General features: G+C 72.1%; 13 protein-coding genes and 1 riboswitch. Of the genes, 7 read left to right on the forward strand and 6 right to left on the reverse strand.

Annotated features, from left to right (window positions below; translation table 11 throughout):
• The first annotated feature begins 230 nt into the window (after positions 1-230).
• From ABD220_RS15435 to ABD220_RS15445, 3 genes are all read left to right on the forward strand, one after another.
• Positions 231-1,199 (forward strand): MBL fold metallo-hydrolase, encoded by a 969-nt coding sequence (locus ABD220_RS15435; RefSeq protein WP_344124048.1) that lies wholly within the window; start codon positions 231-233, stop codon positions 1,197-1,199.
• A gap of 101 nt (positions 1,200-1,300) precedes the next feature.
• Entirely contained in the window at positions 1,301-3,025 is a 1,725-nt protein-coding gene (locus ABD220_RS15440) for an FAD-dependent monooxygenase (RefSeq protein WP_344124050.1), read from the forward strand.
• A gap of 78 nt (positions 3,026-3,103) precedes the next feature.
• Entirely contained in the window at positions 3,104-3,484 is a 381-nt protein-coding gene (locus ABD220_RS15445; protein ID WP_344124051.1) for a DUF1622 domain-containing protein, read from the forward strand.
• Positions 3,485-3,509: 25 nt separating this feature from the next.
• On the opposite strand, the gene ABD220_RS15450 is transcribed toward ABD220_RS15445, so the two are convergent.
• From ABD220_RS15450 to ABD220_RS15470, 5 genes are all read right to left on the reverse strand, one after another.
• On the reverse strand, positions 3,510-3,782 hold the full coding sequence (locus ABD220_RS15450; RefSeq protein WP_344124053.1) for a hypothetical protein: 273 nt from the start codon (positions 3,780-3,782) through the stop codon (positions 3,510-3,512).
• A gap of 348 nt (positions 3,783-4,130) precedes the next feature.
• Entirely contained in the window at positions 4,131-5,801 is a 1,671-nt protein-coding gene (locus ABD220_RS15455) for a thiamine pyrophosphate-binding protein (protein WP_344124054.1), read from the reverse strand.
• A 137-nt stretch (positions 5,802-5,938) separates the two neighbouring features.
• Complete coding sequence (locus ABD220_RS15460; RefSeq protein WP_344124056.1) at positions 5,939-7,348, reverse strand: MFS transporter; 1,410 nt, start codon at positions 7,346-7,348, stop codon at positions 5,939-5,941.
• 300 nt (positions 7,349-7,648) lie between these two features.
• Positions 7,649-8,866, reverse strand: coding sequence for a cobalamin-independent methionine synthase II family protein (locus tag ABD220_RS15465; protein WP_344124058.1), 1,218 nt, complete (start codon positions 8,864-8,866; stop codon positions 7,649-7,651).
• A gap of 49 nt (positions 8,867-8,915) precedes the next feature.
• A complete protein-coding gene (locus tag ABD220_RS15470) occupies positions 8,916-10,118 on the reverse strand; it encodes a cobalamin-independent methionine synthase II family protein (RefSeq protein ID WP_344124060.1) in 1,203 nt (400 codons plus the stop codon).
• Between the two features lie 13 nt (positions 10,119-10,131).
• Positions 10,132-10,235: riboswitch (SAM riboswitch) on the reverse strand.
• A 170-nt stretch (positions 10,236-10,405) separates the two neighbouring features.
• Between ABD220_RS15470 and ABD220_RS15475 the strand changes: the two genes are divergently transcribed.
• Positions 10,406-11,161, forward strand: a complete 756-nt coding sequence (locus ABD220_RS15475) for a 3-hydroxybutyrate dehydrogenase (RefSeq protein ID WP_344124062.1) — start codon at positions 10,406-10,408, stop codon at positions 11,159-11,161.
• A 98-nt stretch (positions 11,162-11,259) separates the two neighbouring features.
• On the opposite strand, the gene ABD220_RS15480 is transcribed toward ABD220_RS15475, so the two are convergent.
• On the reverse strand, positions 11,260-12,039 hold the full coding sequence (locus ABD220_RS15480) for an IclR family transcriptional regulator (RefSeq protein ID WP_344124063.1): 780 nt from the start codon (positions 12,037-12,039) through the stop codon (positions 11,260-11,262).
• A gap of 142 nt (positions 12,040-12,181) precedes the next feature.
• Between ABD220_RS15480 and ABD220_RS15485 the strand changes: the two genes are divergently transcribed.
• From ABD220_RS15485 to ABD220_RS15495, 3 genes are read left to right on the forward strand one after another with little or no spacing between them, the layout of a single operon-like run.
• Positions 12,182-12,919, forward strand: coding sequence for a CoA transferase subunit A (locus ABD220_RS15485; RefSeq protein ID WP_344124065.1), 738 nt, complete (start codon positions 12,182-12,184; stop codon positions 12,917-12,919).
• Positions 12,916-13,617, forward strand: a complete 702-nt coding sequence (locus tag ABD220_RS15490) for a CoA transferase subunit B (RefSeq protein WP_344124067.1) — start codon at positions 12,916-12,918, stop codon at positions 13,615-13,617. Before ABD220_RS15485 ends, ABD220_RS15490 begins: the two co-directional genes overlap by 4 nt.
• Complete coding sequence (locus ABD220_RS15495; RefSeq protein WP_344124069.1) at positions 13,614-14,804, forward strand: acetyl-CoA C-acetyltransferase; 1,191 nt, start codon at positions 13,614-13,616, stop codon at positions 14,802-14,804. The genes ABD220_RS15490 and ABD220_RS15495 overlap by 4 nt, the downstream gene beginning before the upstream one ends.
• Positions 14,805-15,016 lie beyond the last annotated feature (212 nt).

Consider the following 15,016-nt stretch of genomic DNA (forward strand, 5'->3'; position numbering starts at 1 on the left):
GGCCGGCATCCGGGCGCCGTCGCCCAAATTTACTGACCGATCGTTCATCAAACCATCCCACGCGTGCGCCCACGGGGTCAACAGATCCCGCGGCCGCAACGAGCTGTGGCCTGCTTCACAAATCGGCGTCCGGGAGTTACCGTGGAACTAATACAACATTTGACTATTCCGGGCGGGCCGCGCCCGGTCCCCGACCCGGGCCCGGACGGGCCCCACGAAGGAGACGGCACATGAGCACCACCAAGTCGTTCGCGTCCTCGGCGGACCTCGGCGAGAAGCAGAAGACCCTCGAGGTCCTGGCCGAGGGCGTCTACGCGCTCACGGCCGAGGGCGACCCCAACATCGGGGCGATCGAGGGGGAGGACTTCCTGGTCTGCTTCGAGGCCCTGGCCACCCCGGTGGTGGCCGCGGAGTGGCTGGCGGAGCTGCGCAAGCACACCGACAAGCCGATCCGCTACCTGGTGCTCTCCCACTACCACGCGGTGCGCGTGCTCGGGGCCTCGGCCTTCGGCGCGGAGACGATCGTGGCCCACGAGAACACCTACGACCTGATCGTGGAGCGCGGAAAGGAGGACTGGGCCTCCGAGTTCGGCCGGATGCCGCGCCTGGCCAAGGGCGCGGACACCGTCCCGGGCCTGACCTGGCCCACGGTGACCTTCCGGGACAAGCTGACCATCGACCTCGGCGGGGACCGCGGGGACCTGGTGCTCCAGCACTTCGGCCGCGGGCACACCGAGGGCGACATCGTGGCCTGGCTGCCGCAGCAGAAGATCCTCTTCGCCGGGGACCTCGTCGAGGCCGAGGCGGCCCTCTACACCGGCGACGCCTTCCACCGCGACTGGGCCTCCCACACCCTCGACGCCGTCAAGGCCCTGGGCGCGGAGCAGCTCGTGGGCGGGCGCGGGGCGGTCTCGAAGGGCCGGGAGGCCGTGGACGCGGCGATCGAGCAGACCCGCCGCTTCCTGGACGTCATGATCGAGGAGGTCGGGACCGTGCAGGAGAACGGTGGCACCCTCAAGGAGGCCTTCGAGGCCGTGCACACCGCCCTCTACGACGACTTCGGCCACTGGCCGATCTTCGAGCACTGCCTGCCCTTCGACGTCTCCCGGCTGTGGGACGAGCTCTCCGGCATCGAGCGGCCCGTGATCTGGACGGCCGAGCGCGACCGGCAGGTCTGGGACCAGTTGCAGAACGGCTGACTCGGTCCCGCCGGGGTCCCGGCCCCGTTCCCCTTTTTCTGTGCGCCCCGGGCCCCCACGACCGGCGGAGGGCCCGGGCGCGCTCGACCCGAGGAAGAGACATGCGACGTTTTGATTCCGGCCAGGTGCTGGTGCTGGGCAACGGGCCCGTGGGCCAGACCGCCGCACTGCTGCTGGCACGGTGGGGCATTCCCGTCACGATCCTGGACGCGCGCGCCGAGCGGGACCCGATCGGGTCCAAGGCCATCTGCCAGCAGCGCGACGTCCTGGAGATCTGGGAGGCCGTGGGCGTGGGCAAGCAGGTCGCCGCCGAGGGTGTCACCTGGGACACCGCGCGCACCTTCTACCGGGAGAAGGAACTGTTCGCCCAGCCCTTCCGGGACAAGGGCCGGTCCCCGTTCCCGCCGTTCGTGAACATCTCCCAGACCCGCACCGAGGAGCTGCTCGCACAGAAGATCGCCGCCGAGCCGCTGATCGAGGAGGTCTGGGGCCACGAGATCGTCTCGATCGACCAGGACGCTAAGTCCGTGACCGTGGTGTGCTCCTGCGTCAACGGTGAGCAGGCCGAGATCGTGGCCGACTACGCGATCGCCGCCCTGGGCTCCAAGGCGCGGGCGCTGCGCGACCAGCTCGGCGTCACCTTCGACGGCCGCTCCTTCGAGGACAAGTTCCTGATCTGCGACATCCGCGCCGACATCCCCGGCTGGGCCACCGAACGCCGGTTCTACTTCGACCCCGAGTGGAATCCCGGCCGGCAGGTGCTCATCCACCCCTGCCCGGACTCGACCTTCCGGATCGACTGGCAGGTCCCCGGCGACTACGACCTGGAGGCCGAGGAGGCCTCCGGGGCCCTGGACGCGAGGATCCGCCAGATCATCGGGGAGGACACCGACTACGAGATCGTCTGGAAGTCCGTCTACCGCTTCCACGCCCGGCTGGCCTCCCGGATGCGGGTGGGCCGGGTGCTGCTGGCCGGGGACTGCGCCCACATCGTCTCCCCGTTCGGCGCCCGCGGGCTCAACTCCGGGGTGACCGACGCGGAGAACGCCGCGTGGAAGCTGACCTCGGTGCTGCGCGGCAACGCCGACGAGGCCCTGCTGGAGTCCTACGACCTCGAGCGCCGGGCCGCGGCGATCGAGAACCTCGAGGTCACCGAGGCCACCATGGACTTCCTCGTCCCGCACAACGCCCAGCAGTGGGAGGACCGGCTCGCCAAGCTCGAACGCGCCCTCGGGGACCCGGCCGCCTCCACCTACGTGGACTCCGGCCGGCTGGCCGAGCCCTTCTGGTACGTCGACTCCCCGCTGACCACCCCACACCCCACCCGGACCTTCGCTGGGCGCCCGCCCAAGGGCGAGGTCCCCGACCCCGTCCCCGGCGTGCTGCTGCCGGACGTCCCGGTCGCCGTCCCGGGCGTCCGGGCCGACCGCGTCCGCGAGCTCGCCCGCTACGGGATCCTGCTGCTCACCGGCGAGGAGGTCGACCAGGAGCTCGTGCGCGAGACGGCGCTCGCGGCCATCAAGTCCCCGCTGCGTCTGCACGCCATCGCGGACATCGACACCACCGGCAAGCTCACCGAGGCGCTGAGGCCGGAGCCCACCGACGTGTGGGTCGTCCGCCCGGACTCGCACATCGCCGCGGTGGTGGACGGCACGGACCCGGGGGCGCTGAAGAGGGCCCTGCAGAACACCATCGCCGCGCCCGGCTCGGAAGCGGCCCGGGTCCTGGCCGAGCGCGAGGTCCCGCCCGGACCCCCGCGGCAACGAGGCCCCGCGCCGGGGACCGCGCCGGGGACCACGGCCCAGGAGGCCGTCGCCGCCGGATGACGGCGGTCCCGTGAGATCCTGGCCCCCTCATCGCAGACTCGAGCCGGCGCGTCCCGCCGGAGTCACCGGAGGTGCAGGATGTCGTTCCAGGAATCCATGGAGCTCGTCGGAGAGGCCGTCGACGTCGCCGGTGTCGTCGCCATCGTCATCGGCACGGTGGTGGCCAGCCTCCTGGCCGCGCGGGACCTGATGGGGCGCCGGGGCGGTGAGCGCGACACCTACGAGAGCTACCGGCAGCGGCTCGGCCGTTCGATCCTGCTGGGCCTGGAGCTGCTCGTGGCCGCGGACATCATCAAGACCGTCGCCATCACCCCCACGTTCGAGTCGGTGGGGGTGCTGGCGCTCATCGTGCTCGTGCGCACCTTCCTGAGCTGGTCCCTCGAGCTCGAGATCAGCGGGCGGTGGCCGTGGCAGAAGGAGCACGAGAAGCCCGCTCCGCGGCCCGAGCGGGCCGTGTAGGCTTCTCGGCCCCCCGGCGGGTCGGTCAGACCTCGGGCGGGTACTCCTCCGGGCGCAGATCACGGCTGCACGGGACCCGGTGGCCGGGCGCCAGCTGGTTGGCGGCCCTCGCGAGGCTGTCCCGGTGCCGGGGCGGCAGGTACAGGGCGTGGTGCAGGTAGGCGTCGAGCTCCAGCTCTCCCACCTCACCGCCCAGGCGGACGTACTGCAACCACAGGTCGCGCGCACCCAGCCCGGTGCTCGTCAGCGCGGTGCGGATCAACCTGGCCTGCGTCCTGGCGACCGTCCGATCGTCCATCTGACCCTTTCTGCCCGCTGCCACCAGAGTAGCCGGGGAACCGGGACAGGGGCAGAGCGCGCGGCCGTCCGGACCGGGCTCCCGGGGTGTCCGAGGCCACGCGTGGGGACCCGGCCTCCACGTGGGCGTGGTCGGCATCGAGCGCGGTGACGGCCCCGCCGCGGGCTCGACCGAGCACGGCCGGTGCGGGACCGGCCCGGCGGTGAACAGCCGGCATCAGCCACCGCCCGCAGGGCCCTCCCGGCGGGGCGGCCGCGCCGGCGCGCGGACGTCATGGCGACGGTCGAGCCGGACCGGAGGGCCGGTCCGGCCGTCGGATCCGTGCGGGGGCCACCGGCTCCGGTGGGGTCAGAGTCGGCGCCCGGCGGTGAGGGAGGCGGTCATGAACTCGGCGACGACCTGCTGGGAGATGGCCACGTCCAGGACGAAGACGCCCTCGTCGTGACCGGCCAGCCAGTCCTGCAGGGCGGTGAGGTCGGCGAGGGTGTGCGCCTTGGTCCCGGCCGCGCCCATCGCCCGGCCCACGGCGGCGAAGTCGACCTCGTCGATGAGCATCGCGGTGGGATCCAGGCCCTGGGAGGCGTACTGGTGCAGCTCGGCGCCGTAGGCCGAGTCGTTGAGCACCACGATCACCCCGCGGCGGGTGGCGCGGAGGAAGGTCTCCAGATCGGCCAGGCCCATGAGCCCGCCGCCGTCGCCGGAGAAGAACACGGTGGTGCGCTCCGGGCGGGCCACCGAGACCCCGGCCGCGGAGCCGAAGCCCAGTCCGATGGACTGGAAGGCGGTGCCGACCAAAACCATGGCCTGGGGGTCGGGCACGGACAGGTACATCGGGGCCCAGCCGATGAAGTGACCCCCGTCCATCACCACCGACCGCTCCTTCGGGAGGACGTGCTCCAGGGCCGCGACCACGGCCCGGGGGTTGAGCCGCCCGTCCGGGCCGAACTCGGCCGGGTCCTCGACCGGGGCCGAGGAGCGGAAGGCGTCCCCGGCGACCTCGGGGGCGGCCGCCCGCCAGGTGCGCTGCGGGTCGGCGGCCGGGGTGCGGGCCAGCAGCCCGGCCAGGGCCGTGGTCAGGTCGGCGCGGACGTAGTCGGTGACGGCCGGGTGGGCCATCGCCGCGGCGGGTTCGTTGTCGATGCGGATCATCCGGGTGCCGGGGGCGAAGAGGGTGCCGTAGCGGGACTGGAAGGCGTTCAACGACGCCCCCGCGACCAGGACCACGTCGGCCTCGCGGGCGGTCTCCAGGCGGTGGTCGCGGGTGAAGCCTCCGGCGATGCCCAGATTCCAGGGGGAGTCCACGGCGCCCACGGCCATCACCGAGGTCATGAACAGGGCCCCGAGCCGGTCTCCGAGCTCGGTCAGCGCTGTGGCGGCGTTGCCCAGGACCACTCCGCGTCCGGCCAGGAGCAGCGGGCGGGTGGCGCCGCGAAGTATGGCGGCGATGCGGTCGAGCTCCTCGGCCGGGGCATTCCAGGCCGGCCTGCCCGGCAGCGGGTCCAGCGCCGCCTGCTCGGTGAGCCGGGCGGTGGCGTGGTCGTAGGGGATCGCCAGCACCACCGGCTGGACGGTCTGGGCGGCCAGGTCGAAGGCCCGGTGGGTGATCGCGGTCGCGTTCTCCGGGGTCGCGACCAGGGTGGTGACCCCCACCGCCCGGGCGGCGCCGGTCTGGTCGACGTCGAAGGTCCGCCGCCCGGTGCTCGGGGCGTCACCGACGACCAGGACCAGCGGGATGCGGGCCATCCGGGCCTCGGCGAGGGCGGTGTAGGTGTTGGTGAAACCGGCCCCGTAGGTGGTCGTGGCGGCCCCGGTCCGCCCGGTGGCCCGGTGGTAGGCATCGGCCATGGCCACGGTGGCGGCCTCGTGCCGGGCGGACGTGAAACCGAAGCCGCGGGAGGTCAGCGAGCTGATCAGGTGCGCGTTGCCGTTGCCCATCAGCCCGAACAGGTGCTCGGTGCGCTCGGCCAGCACATCCGCCACCGCCGTCGAGACCGTGGGGAGCAGGGGATCGGTGGTCATGAGGAGTCCTTTCGGCGGGGCTCCGGTGGGAGCCCGGAGGTGGTGCGGGGTGTGCTCGAGGCGGTTCGCACGAGCGGAGCCGCCCGCCCGCACCCGTGGGTGCCGGCGGGCGGCTCGGTCGTGGGCCTCGGCGGCGATCAGTCGCGCTGCTTCTCGGCGGCCTCCGCGGCCGTGAGGATCTCGGCGGCCTCGGGGTGGGCGGCGAGGTAGTCCTGGTGGACCTCCTCGACGTGCAGGTCGATCTCCTGGATGTCCTTCGGGACCAGGGACACGGCGATGAAGGAGACGATCGCGATGCCGGCGATGTAGACGCCGATGGTCCAGGACATCCCCGTCTCATTGAGCAGCAGCTGCGCGATCATCGGGGCGAACGCACCGCCGATGATGGAGCCGAACGCGTAGCCGATCGAGACGCCCGAGTAGCGCACGCGGGCCGGGAACATCTCGGCGTAGAGCGCCGACTGCGGACCGTAGGACGGGCCCAGGCCCACGGTGAGGATCACGATCGCCAGGGCGAACAGCGGCAGGGACGCGGTGTCCAGCAGGAACCACATCGGCACCGCCCACAGGATGATGATGGCGTAGCCGATCTGGAAGGTGCGCACGCGCCCGATCCGGTCCGAGATCCAGCCGCCGAACATCGTGAACACGAGCCAGCCCACCCCGCCGATCAGGGAGGCGATGAGGGTCTGGGACCGGGGCATGCCCAGCACGTTGGAGCCGTAGGAGGCGAAGAACGCGATCACGAGGTAGCCGGCGGCGTTGTTCGCGGCGAAGATCAGGGCCGCGAGGGTGACCTGCTTGGAGTTGTGCTTGAACAGCTGGCCCAGGGGAGCCGAGGACTCCTTCTTGCGCAGCTGCATCTCCTTGAAGACCGGGGACTCGTCGACCGTCTTGCGGATCAGGTAGCCGACCACGATCAGCACCACCGAGGACAGGAACGGGATGCGCCAGCCCCACGCCTGGAAGTCCTCGGGCGACATCGTCGAGGTGAGGGCGAACATGAAGGACGTGGCCAGCAGCATGCCCAGCGGCACGCCGATCTGCGGGTAGGCGCCGAAGAGCCCGCGCTTGTTCCGCGGGGCGTGCTCCACCGACATCAGGGCCGCCCCGCCCCACTCGCCGCCGGCCGAGAAGCCCTGCATGATGCGCAGGACCACCAGGAAGATCGGGGCCCAGATCCCGATCGTCGCGTAGGTGGGGAGCATGCCGATCAGCATCGTCGCCGCGCCCATGCCCACGAGGGTGAGCACCAGGACGATCTTGCGGCCGTACTTGTCGCCGAGGTGTCCGGCGACCACCGCGCCGAGCGGGCGGAACAGGAAGCTGATGCCCAGGGAGGCCCAGGCGACCACCTGGGCCAGACCGGCGTTCTCCTGCCCCAGCGGCGCGAAGTACAGCGGGGCCAGGACGAAGGCCGCGGCCTGGGCGTAGATGAAGAAGTCGTACCACTCGATGGTGGTGCCCACGAGGGTGCCGGCGAGGACCTTGCGCTCCTCGTGCGACATCTCGTGCCGCCCGGCGGGGGCGGATGAAGTGCGCGCCATGGGATCTCCAGGGGAATCGGGGACGGCGACGTCCTCGGCGGAACCGAACAGGTCTGACCGAACGTTCGGTATTTCAGGAGAATACTACGGGCGGAAGTGATGCCTGTCACGCTCCGCGAAAATTGATCAAACCCTGTATCACTACTGTGACACAGACCACCCCGTAGGGGGAACCGGTGGCCGGCCGCGCGCCCCGGCCCGCGGTGCCCGCCCCCTCCCGCGCTCGTCCGCCGGGACGCCGCCGGGCCCGGCCCTCAGGAGGAGGACCGGGCCCGGCGGTTCGGCGGGGACGTCAGCGGCTCAGCGGTAGAGCCGCTCCGAGGCCAGGCGCGCGCCCGCCACGAGGGACTCGAGCTTGGCCCACGCGATCTGCGGGTGCAGGCGCCCGCCCAGTCCGCAGTCGGTCGAGGCGACGACGTTCTCGCGGCCCACCACGGAGGCGAACTGCTCGATCCGGTCCGCGACGAGCTCGGGATGCTCCACGACGTTCGTCGAGTGCGAGACCACCCCCGGGATGATGACGCGGCCCTCCGGCAGCTCGTGGTCCCGCCAGACCTTCCACTCGTGGGCGTGCCGGGCCGAGGCGCCCTCGAAGGTGTAGCCGCCGGCGTTGATGGTCAGCATCAGGTCCACGAGGTGCTTCAGCTCGAGGTCCGTGGTGTGCGGGCCGTGCCAGGACCCCCAGCACAGGTGGAAGCGGACCTGCTCCTCGGGGATCCCGCGCAGCGCGTGGTTGAGGGCCTCGACGCGCAGCCGGGTGAACGCCAGGTAGTCCTCGACCGTGGGCTCCGGGTTGACCTGGTCCCAGGACTCCGCGATGGACGGGTCGTCGATCTGCACGATCAGCCCGGCGCCCGTGATCGCCAGGTACTCCTCGCGCATCGCGTCGGCGCAGGCGTAGACGAGCTCCTCGTCGGTCCGGTAGTACTCGTTGGTCACGCGCGCCGCGGAGCCCGGGGACAGGGCGGCGACGAATCCGGTCTCCGCCCCCGTGGCCGCCATGGCGGCCCGCAGATGGCGGACGTCCGAGGCCACCGCCTCCTGTCCCGTGTAGGTCAGCGGCCCGGTGATCTTGGGCTGCTTGGTCGAGGAGCGCCCGGTGAGGATGCCCGACGCCGGGTCCTCGTAGGCCTCCCGGAAACGCTCGCGGTCCCGGCGGTCGGGGAAGCTGGTGAGCACGATGTTGCCGGGCGAGGAGCGCCTCTTCTCCGTGGACGCCCACCGGTCCTCGTCGGACGGGGTGAGACCGCCGAGGCGGGAGAAGGAGTAGTTCCACCACGCGCCGTAGTCGACCGCGCTGGACATGGTGTGCCCGTACTCGCCGTCGTTGACGACGTCCACGCCGATCTCGCACTGCCGCCGGACCACGTCCTGGACACCCACGGCGAGCTCGTCGGTGAGCTTCTCGAAGCTGATGGCGCCGTCGGCGTGCTGCTGGTTGGCCTCGAGCAGGCGCGGGGTGCGCGGCAGGGAGCCCACGTGGGTGGTCTGCACGTGGTCGGTGTTCTGCATGGTCATGCGTTGCCTCCTGGGGGGCTGCGGGAGCGGTGGGACGATCGCGGGCAGGTCAGGACCAGAGCCGGCGGGAGGCCAGCTCGGCCCCGCGGGCGAGGGTCTCGAGCTTGGCCTCGGCGATCTGCGGGTGGATCCGACCGCCCAGACCGCAGTCGGTCGAGGCGATGACGTTCTCGCGGCCCACCTGGCGGGCGAAGCGCTCGATCCGGTCGGCCACGAGCTCGGGGTGCTCCACGACGTTGGTGGCGTGGGAGACGATCCCCGGGATGATGACCTTGCCCTCGGGCAGCACGTGGTCCTGCCAGACCTTCCACTCGTGCTCGTGCCGGGCGTTGGCGGCCTCGAAGCTGTAGCCGCCGGCGTTGATGGAGAGCATGAGCTCCACCAGGTGCTCGAACCCGAGGTCCGTGGTGTGCGGGCCGTGCCAGGATCCCCAGCACAGGTGGAAGCGGACCTGCTCCTCCGGGATGCCCTCGAGGGCGTAGTTGAGGGCCTCGACCCGCTTGCGCGTGAACGCCAGGTAGTCCTCCACGCTGGGCTCCGGGTTGACCTGGTCCCAGTTCTCCGCGATGGACGGGTCGTCGATCTGCACGATCAGCCCGGCGTCGGTGATCGCCCGGTACTCCTCGCGCATGACCTCGGCGCAGGCGGTGAGGACCTCGTCCTCGTCCGCGTAGTGGGTGTTCTCCAGCCGGGCGCACGAGCCCGGGGACAGCGCGGCGAGATAGCCCTCGCTCGCGCCCGTGGCCTGCAGGCCCGCCTTGATGTTGCGGATGTCGGCCTCCAGCGCCGTGTGGCCCGTGTACTCCAGCCTCCCGGTGATCTTCGGGAACGGGGCCTGCTTGCCCGTGGTGATGCCCGAGGTGGGGTCCGTGTACGCCTCGTGGAAGATCCGGCGGTCCCGGCGGTCCCCGAAGCTCGTCAGCACCACGCGGCCGGGGGAGGAGCGCTGCGGCTCCTGCTCCCACAGGTCCACCTCGCCGGGGTTGAGGCCCGAGATCCGGGCGAAGATGTAGTGCCACCAGGCGCCGTAGTCGACCTCCGCGGCCATGACGTGGCCGTACTCGCCGTCGTTGACCACGTCGATCCCGAGCTCGTCCTGCCGGCGGACCACGTCGACCACCGAGTCCTGCAGGAGCCGGTCGTACTCGGCCTCCGGGACGCTGCCCTTCGCCCGGTTCGCCGCGAGCAGCGCCGGGGTCCGGGGGAGGGACCCGGCGTGGGTCGTGAGGATGCGGTCGGCGCTGTGCAGCATGGGACGTACGTCCTTTCCATCGGTCCTGGCGGTAGCACCGGAGGCGGGACGGGGGAACCGTCGCCCGGGTTGCTGCGGCGTCGTCGAGCCAGATCTCTCGGCCGCTCTGGATGGTGACCTCCCCATCCAAGCGCACCGGCGGGCGCCGCGCCATTCGGAACCCGCGTGACGGTCGTGACGGAATGTGACACGCGCGGTCATGCTCGCCGTCGTGGTCCGGATCACATACCGTGACGGTGACCGGTGCCCCGGACCCGGCGGGCACGCGGACGGAAGGAAGGATCCCCATGCTCCAGGACAACGGCCTCGAGGGACGCACCGCGCTCGTGACGGGCGGCGCGAGCGGCATCGGCCTCTCGGCCGCCCGAGCCCTTGCCGGCTCCGGCGCCCACGTGGTGGTGGCCGACGTCGACGAGGCCGGCGCGCAGCGGGTCGCCGGCGAGCTCGGCGGGCGGGCCTGGGCCGTGGACCTGCTCGACACCGGGGCCCTCGCCGGGCTGAGCCTCGAGGTCGACGTGCTGGTCAACAACGCCGGCATCCAGAAGGTGTCCCCGCTGCAGGAGTTCGATCCCGCGGACTTCCACCGCATCCTCGTGCTGATGCTCGAGAGCCCGTTCCTGCTGGTGCGCGCGGCGCTGCCGCACATGTACGCGAGGGGCTGGGGGCGCGTCGTCAACGTCTCCTCCGTGCACGGGCTGCGGGCGTCCCCCTACAAGAGCGCCTACGTCTCGGCCAAGCACGGGCTCGAAGGGCTCTCCAAGACCATTGCCGTGGAGGGCGCGGCCCACGGGGTGACCAGCAACTGCATCAACCCCGGCTACGTGCGCACCCCGCTCGTCGAGAAGCAGATCGCCGACCAGGCGAGGGTGCACGGGATCCCCCAGTCCGAGGTGGTGGAGCGGATCATGCTCGGGGAGACGCCGATCAAGAAGCTCGTGGACCCGGAGGACGTCGGCAGCCTCGTGGCGTGGCTGGCCGGACCGCACGCGTCCATGGTCACCGGGGCGTCCTACACGATGGACGGCGGCTGGACCGCGCGCTGAGCCACGCGCGGCGGTGCTGCGCCGCGGTACTGAGCCGCGGTGCTGAGCAGCGGTGCTGAGCCGCGGTGCCCCGTCGGCTCTCCCGGGGGCCGGGCCGCTCAGCGGTGGCCCAGCTCCCGGGAGAGCCGGTGGGCCTCCGTGAGCAGGGCCCGGCCCAGGGGCTGCCGGCGCTCCCCGGTGAACCGCGGTTCGATGCCCGTGAGGCTCAGCGCGTAGACCGGTGCGCCCGTCGCGTCGAAGACCGCGGCGGCCATCCCCCAGCTGCCCTCGACGATCAGCCCCGGGTTCACTGCGAAGCCGTCCCGCCGCACCTCGGCCAGCAGGTCCCGGATCCGCTCGGGCGTGTGCAGCGGGCCCCACCCGGCGCGGGCCCCGGCCGTGGCCGCGAGGACCCGCTCCACCTCCGCGTCCGGGAGGTGCGCCAGGATCGCCAGCCCCGCCGAGGCCACGCCGAGCGGCAGCCGCAGCCCCTCGTAGAGGACGTGGGAGCGGATCGGGAAGGCGCCCTCCACGCGCGCCAGGCAGACGGTCTCGAGCCCGCGGCGGGCCGAGAGGAACGCGCTCTCGCCGGTGGCCTCCGCGAGCCGGCGCAGCGATGGCCCGGCCAGCTCCCGGATCGGATAGCGGTGGGCGGCCACCGCGCCCAGCACGTACAGCTCCGGGCCCAGCTGCCAGGCCCCGGTCCCGGCGGTGCGGTCCACCAGGCCCTCCTCGGCCAGCCCCGTGAGCAGCCGGTGCACGGTGGGGCGGGTCAGCCCGGTCTCGGCCGCGAGCTCCGCGACCGTGCTGCCCTGCTCCCGCCCGGCGACGGCCCGCAGCAGCTGCCCCACCCGGTGGACCACCTGTGTTCCCGTGCCCGTCGTCCGCTCCTGCCCCATGGCTCCACTATATGGACAGTCGAGGCAGGAATGGTCGGATACTGAGGAGAACTGCCGCCAATCCGCCGGTTCTGTTGACCGCCATGTGGGGGCTCCCTAGATTGGGTGCTGAATCACAGCCGCAGGAGAAGGAGGGACGAGGGTGTCCAAGGTCAGAGACAACGCCGCCGAGCTGCTGGCGGAGAGCCTGCGGGACGGCATGACGCTCGCCGTGGGCGGGTTCGGGCTGAGCGGGATCCCCCGTGACCTCATCGAGGCGGTGCGGGACTCCGGGGTGACGGACCTCACCGTGGTCTCCAACAACATGGGCGTGGACGGCAAGGGCCTCGGGGTCCTGCTCGAGAACCGCCAGGTGAAAAAGGTCCTCGCCTCCTACGTGGGCGAGAACAAGCTCTTCGCCCAGCAGTACCTGGACGGCGAGCTCGAGGTCGAGTTCAACCCGCAGGGCACCCTCGCCGAGCGGCTGCGGGCCGGCGGTGCCGGCATCCCGGCCTTCTACACGAGGACCGGCGTCGGCACCCTCGTGGCCGAGGGCAAGCCGCACGCCGAGTTCGACGGCGAGACCTACGTGCAGGAGCGCGGCATCGTCGCCGACATCGCCCTGGTCCACGCGCACACCGGGGACTCCGACGGCAACCTCGTCTACCGCTACACCGCGCGCAACTTCAACCCGATCGTCGCGACCGCCGGGAAGGTCACCTTCGCCGAGGTCGAGCACGTCGTGGCGGTCGGCGGGATCGACCCCGACCACATCGTGACCCCGGGCGTCTTCGTCCAGCACGTCGCGCAGTACAGCGGCGCCCCCAAGGACATCGAGCAACGCACCGTCCGCCCCCGCCCGGCCGGGCGGGCCACCCAGCAGAACGGAGACCAGGCATGAGCTGGACCCGCGACGAGATGGCGGCGATCGCCGCCGTCGAGCTCTCCGACGGCGACTACGTCAACCTCGGCATCGGCATCCCCACCCTCGTGGCCAACAACCTGCCCGAGGGCGTCAACGTGGTGCTGCAGTCCGAGAACGGCGTGCTCGGCATGGGCCCGTTCCCCTACGAGGGCGACGAGGACCCGGACCTCATCAACGCCGGCAAGCAGACCATCACCCTGTTGCCCGGGGCCTCCATCTTCGACTCCGCCACCTCCTTCGGGATGATCCGCGGCGGCCACGTCAAGATCGCGATCCTCGGCGCCATGCAGGTCTCCGGCACCGGCGACCTCGCCAACTGGATGATCCCCGGCAAGATGGTCAAGGGAATGGGCGGGGCCATGGACCTGGTCGCCGGCACCCCGCGCGTCGTCGTGCTGACCGAGCACGTCACCAAGGACGGCTCCGCCAAGATCAAGACCGAGTGCGACCTCCCGCTCACCGGGGTGCGCGTCGTCGACCGCATCGTCACGGATCTGTGCGTGTTCGACGTCGAGGACGGCGGCCTCGTGCTGCGCAGCCTCGCCCCCGGCGTCACCGAGGACGAGATCCGCGAGAAGACCGAGGCGTCCTTCCGCACCGACCTGCAGGACGTCACCCCCGACACCGACCCCACCGAGACCGCCGCCCCCGGCGGCGCTGAGGAGAACCGATGAGCACCGCCACCGACGTCGTCGTCCTGTCCGGCGCCCGCACGCCCCAGGGCAAGATCCTGGGCCACCTGGCGTCCTTCACCGCGGCCGAACTGGGCGCCCACGCCGTCCGGGCCGCGCTCGAGCGCGGCGGGACCGCCCCCGAGCAGGTGGACTACGTGCTCATGGGCCACGTCCTGCAGGCCGGCGCCGGGCAGAACCCGGCCCGCCAGGCGGCCGTGGCCGCGGGCATCCCGCTGCACGTGCCCGCCGAGACCGTCAACAAGGTCTGCCTCTCCGGCCTCGTGGCCATCACCAACGCCGCCCGGATGATCCGCGCGGGCGAGGCCGAGGTCGTCGTGGCCGGCGGCCAGGAATCCATGACCAACACCCCGCACCTCGCGATGGGCGTGCGGCAGGGCAAGAGCTACGGCGACCTCAAGCTCGAGGACGCCGTGGCCAAGGACGGGCTCGTGGACGTCGCCGCGTGCGTGTCCATGGGCTCCCTCACGGAGTCCGGCAACAGCGAGCGCTCGATCTCCCGCGAGGAGCAGGACCGGGTCGCCGCCCAGAGCCACCAGCGCGCGGCCCGCGCCACGGAGGACGGCATCTTCCGCGACGAGATCGCCCCCGTGACCGTCCCGCAGCGCAAGGGAGACCCGCTGGTGGTCGACTCCGACCAGGGCGTCCGGCCGGAGTCCACGGCGGAGTCGATGGCGAAGCTGCGCCCGGCCTTCGCGAAGGACGGCACCATCACGGCCGGCAACTCCTCGCCGCTGTCGGACGGCGCGGCCGCCGTGGTCCTCACGAGCCGGGCGTACGCCGAGCGCCACGGCCTCGAGCACCTGGCCGTGGTCGGGGCCCCCGGCCAGGTGGCCGGGCCCGACACCTCGCTGCACTCCCAGCCGTCCCGGGCGATCGAGGCGGCTGTGGCGAAGGCCGGCTGGTCCGTGCAGGACCTCGACTTCATCGAGATCAACGAGGCGTTCGCGTCCGTGCTGATCCAGTCGCTGCGGGACCTCGACTACCCGCTGGAGCAGGCCAACCTGCACGGCGGCGCCGTGGCGCTGGGCCACCCCATCGGGGCCTCCGGGGCCCGGCTGGCCCTGCACGCGGCGTACGAGCTCTCCCGCCGCGGCTCGGGGAGGGCCGCGGTCTCGCTGTGCGGCGGCGGCGGGCAGGGCGAGGCGCTGCTGCTCTACCGCGACTGACCCCCGATCCGCCCACCGGCCCCGGGGCAGGACACCCGCCAGGGCCCGGGCGACCACGCGCAGTCGCGGTCTCGCCCCGGCCTTGACGGGTCAGCCGGTCAAAGGCGGCCCAGCGTTGCTGAGCCGTCAGGTCGAGCGCCGCCTGGGCGGCGGCGGGCTCGGGGCGGTCGATGGCCAGCAGCACGGCCTCGGCCAGGAACGGGAGCCTGGTC

Origin of the sequence: Kocuria aegyptia (assembly GCF_039530085.1) — a bacterium.
In the GTDB taxonomy this organism is placed as follows: domain Bacteria; phylum Actinomycetota; class Actinomycetes; order Actinomycetales; family Micrococcaceae; genus Kocuria; species Kocuria aegyptia.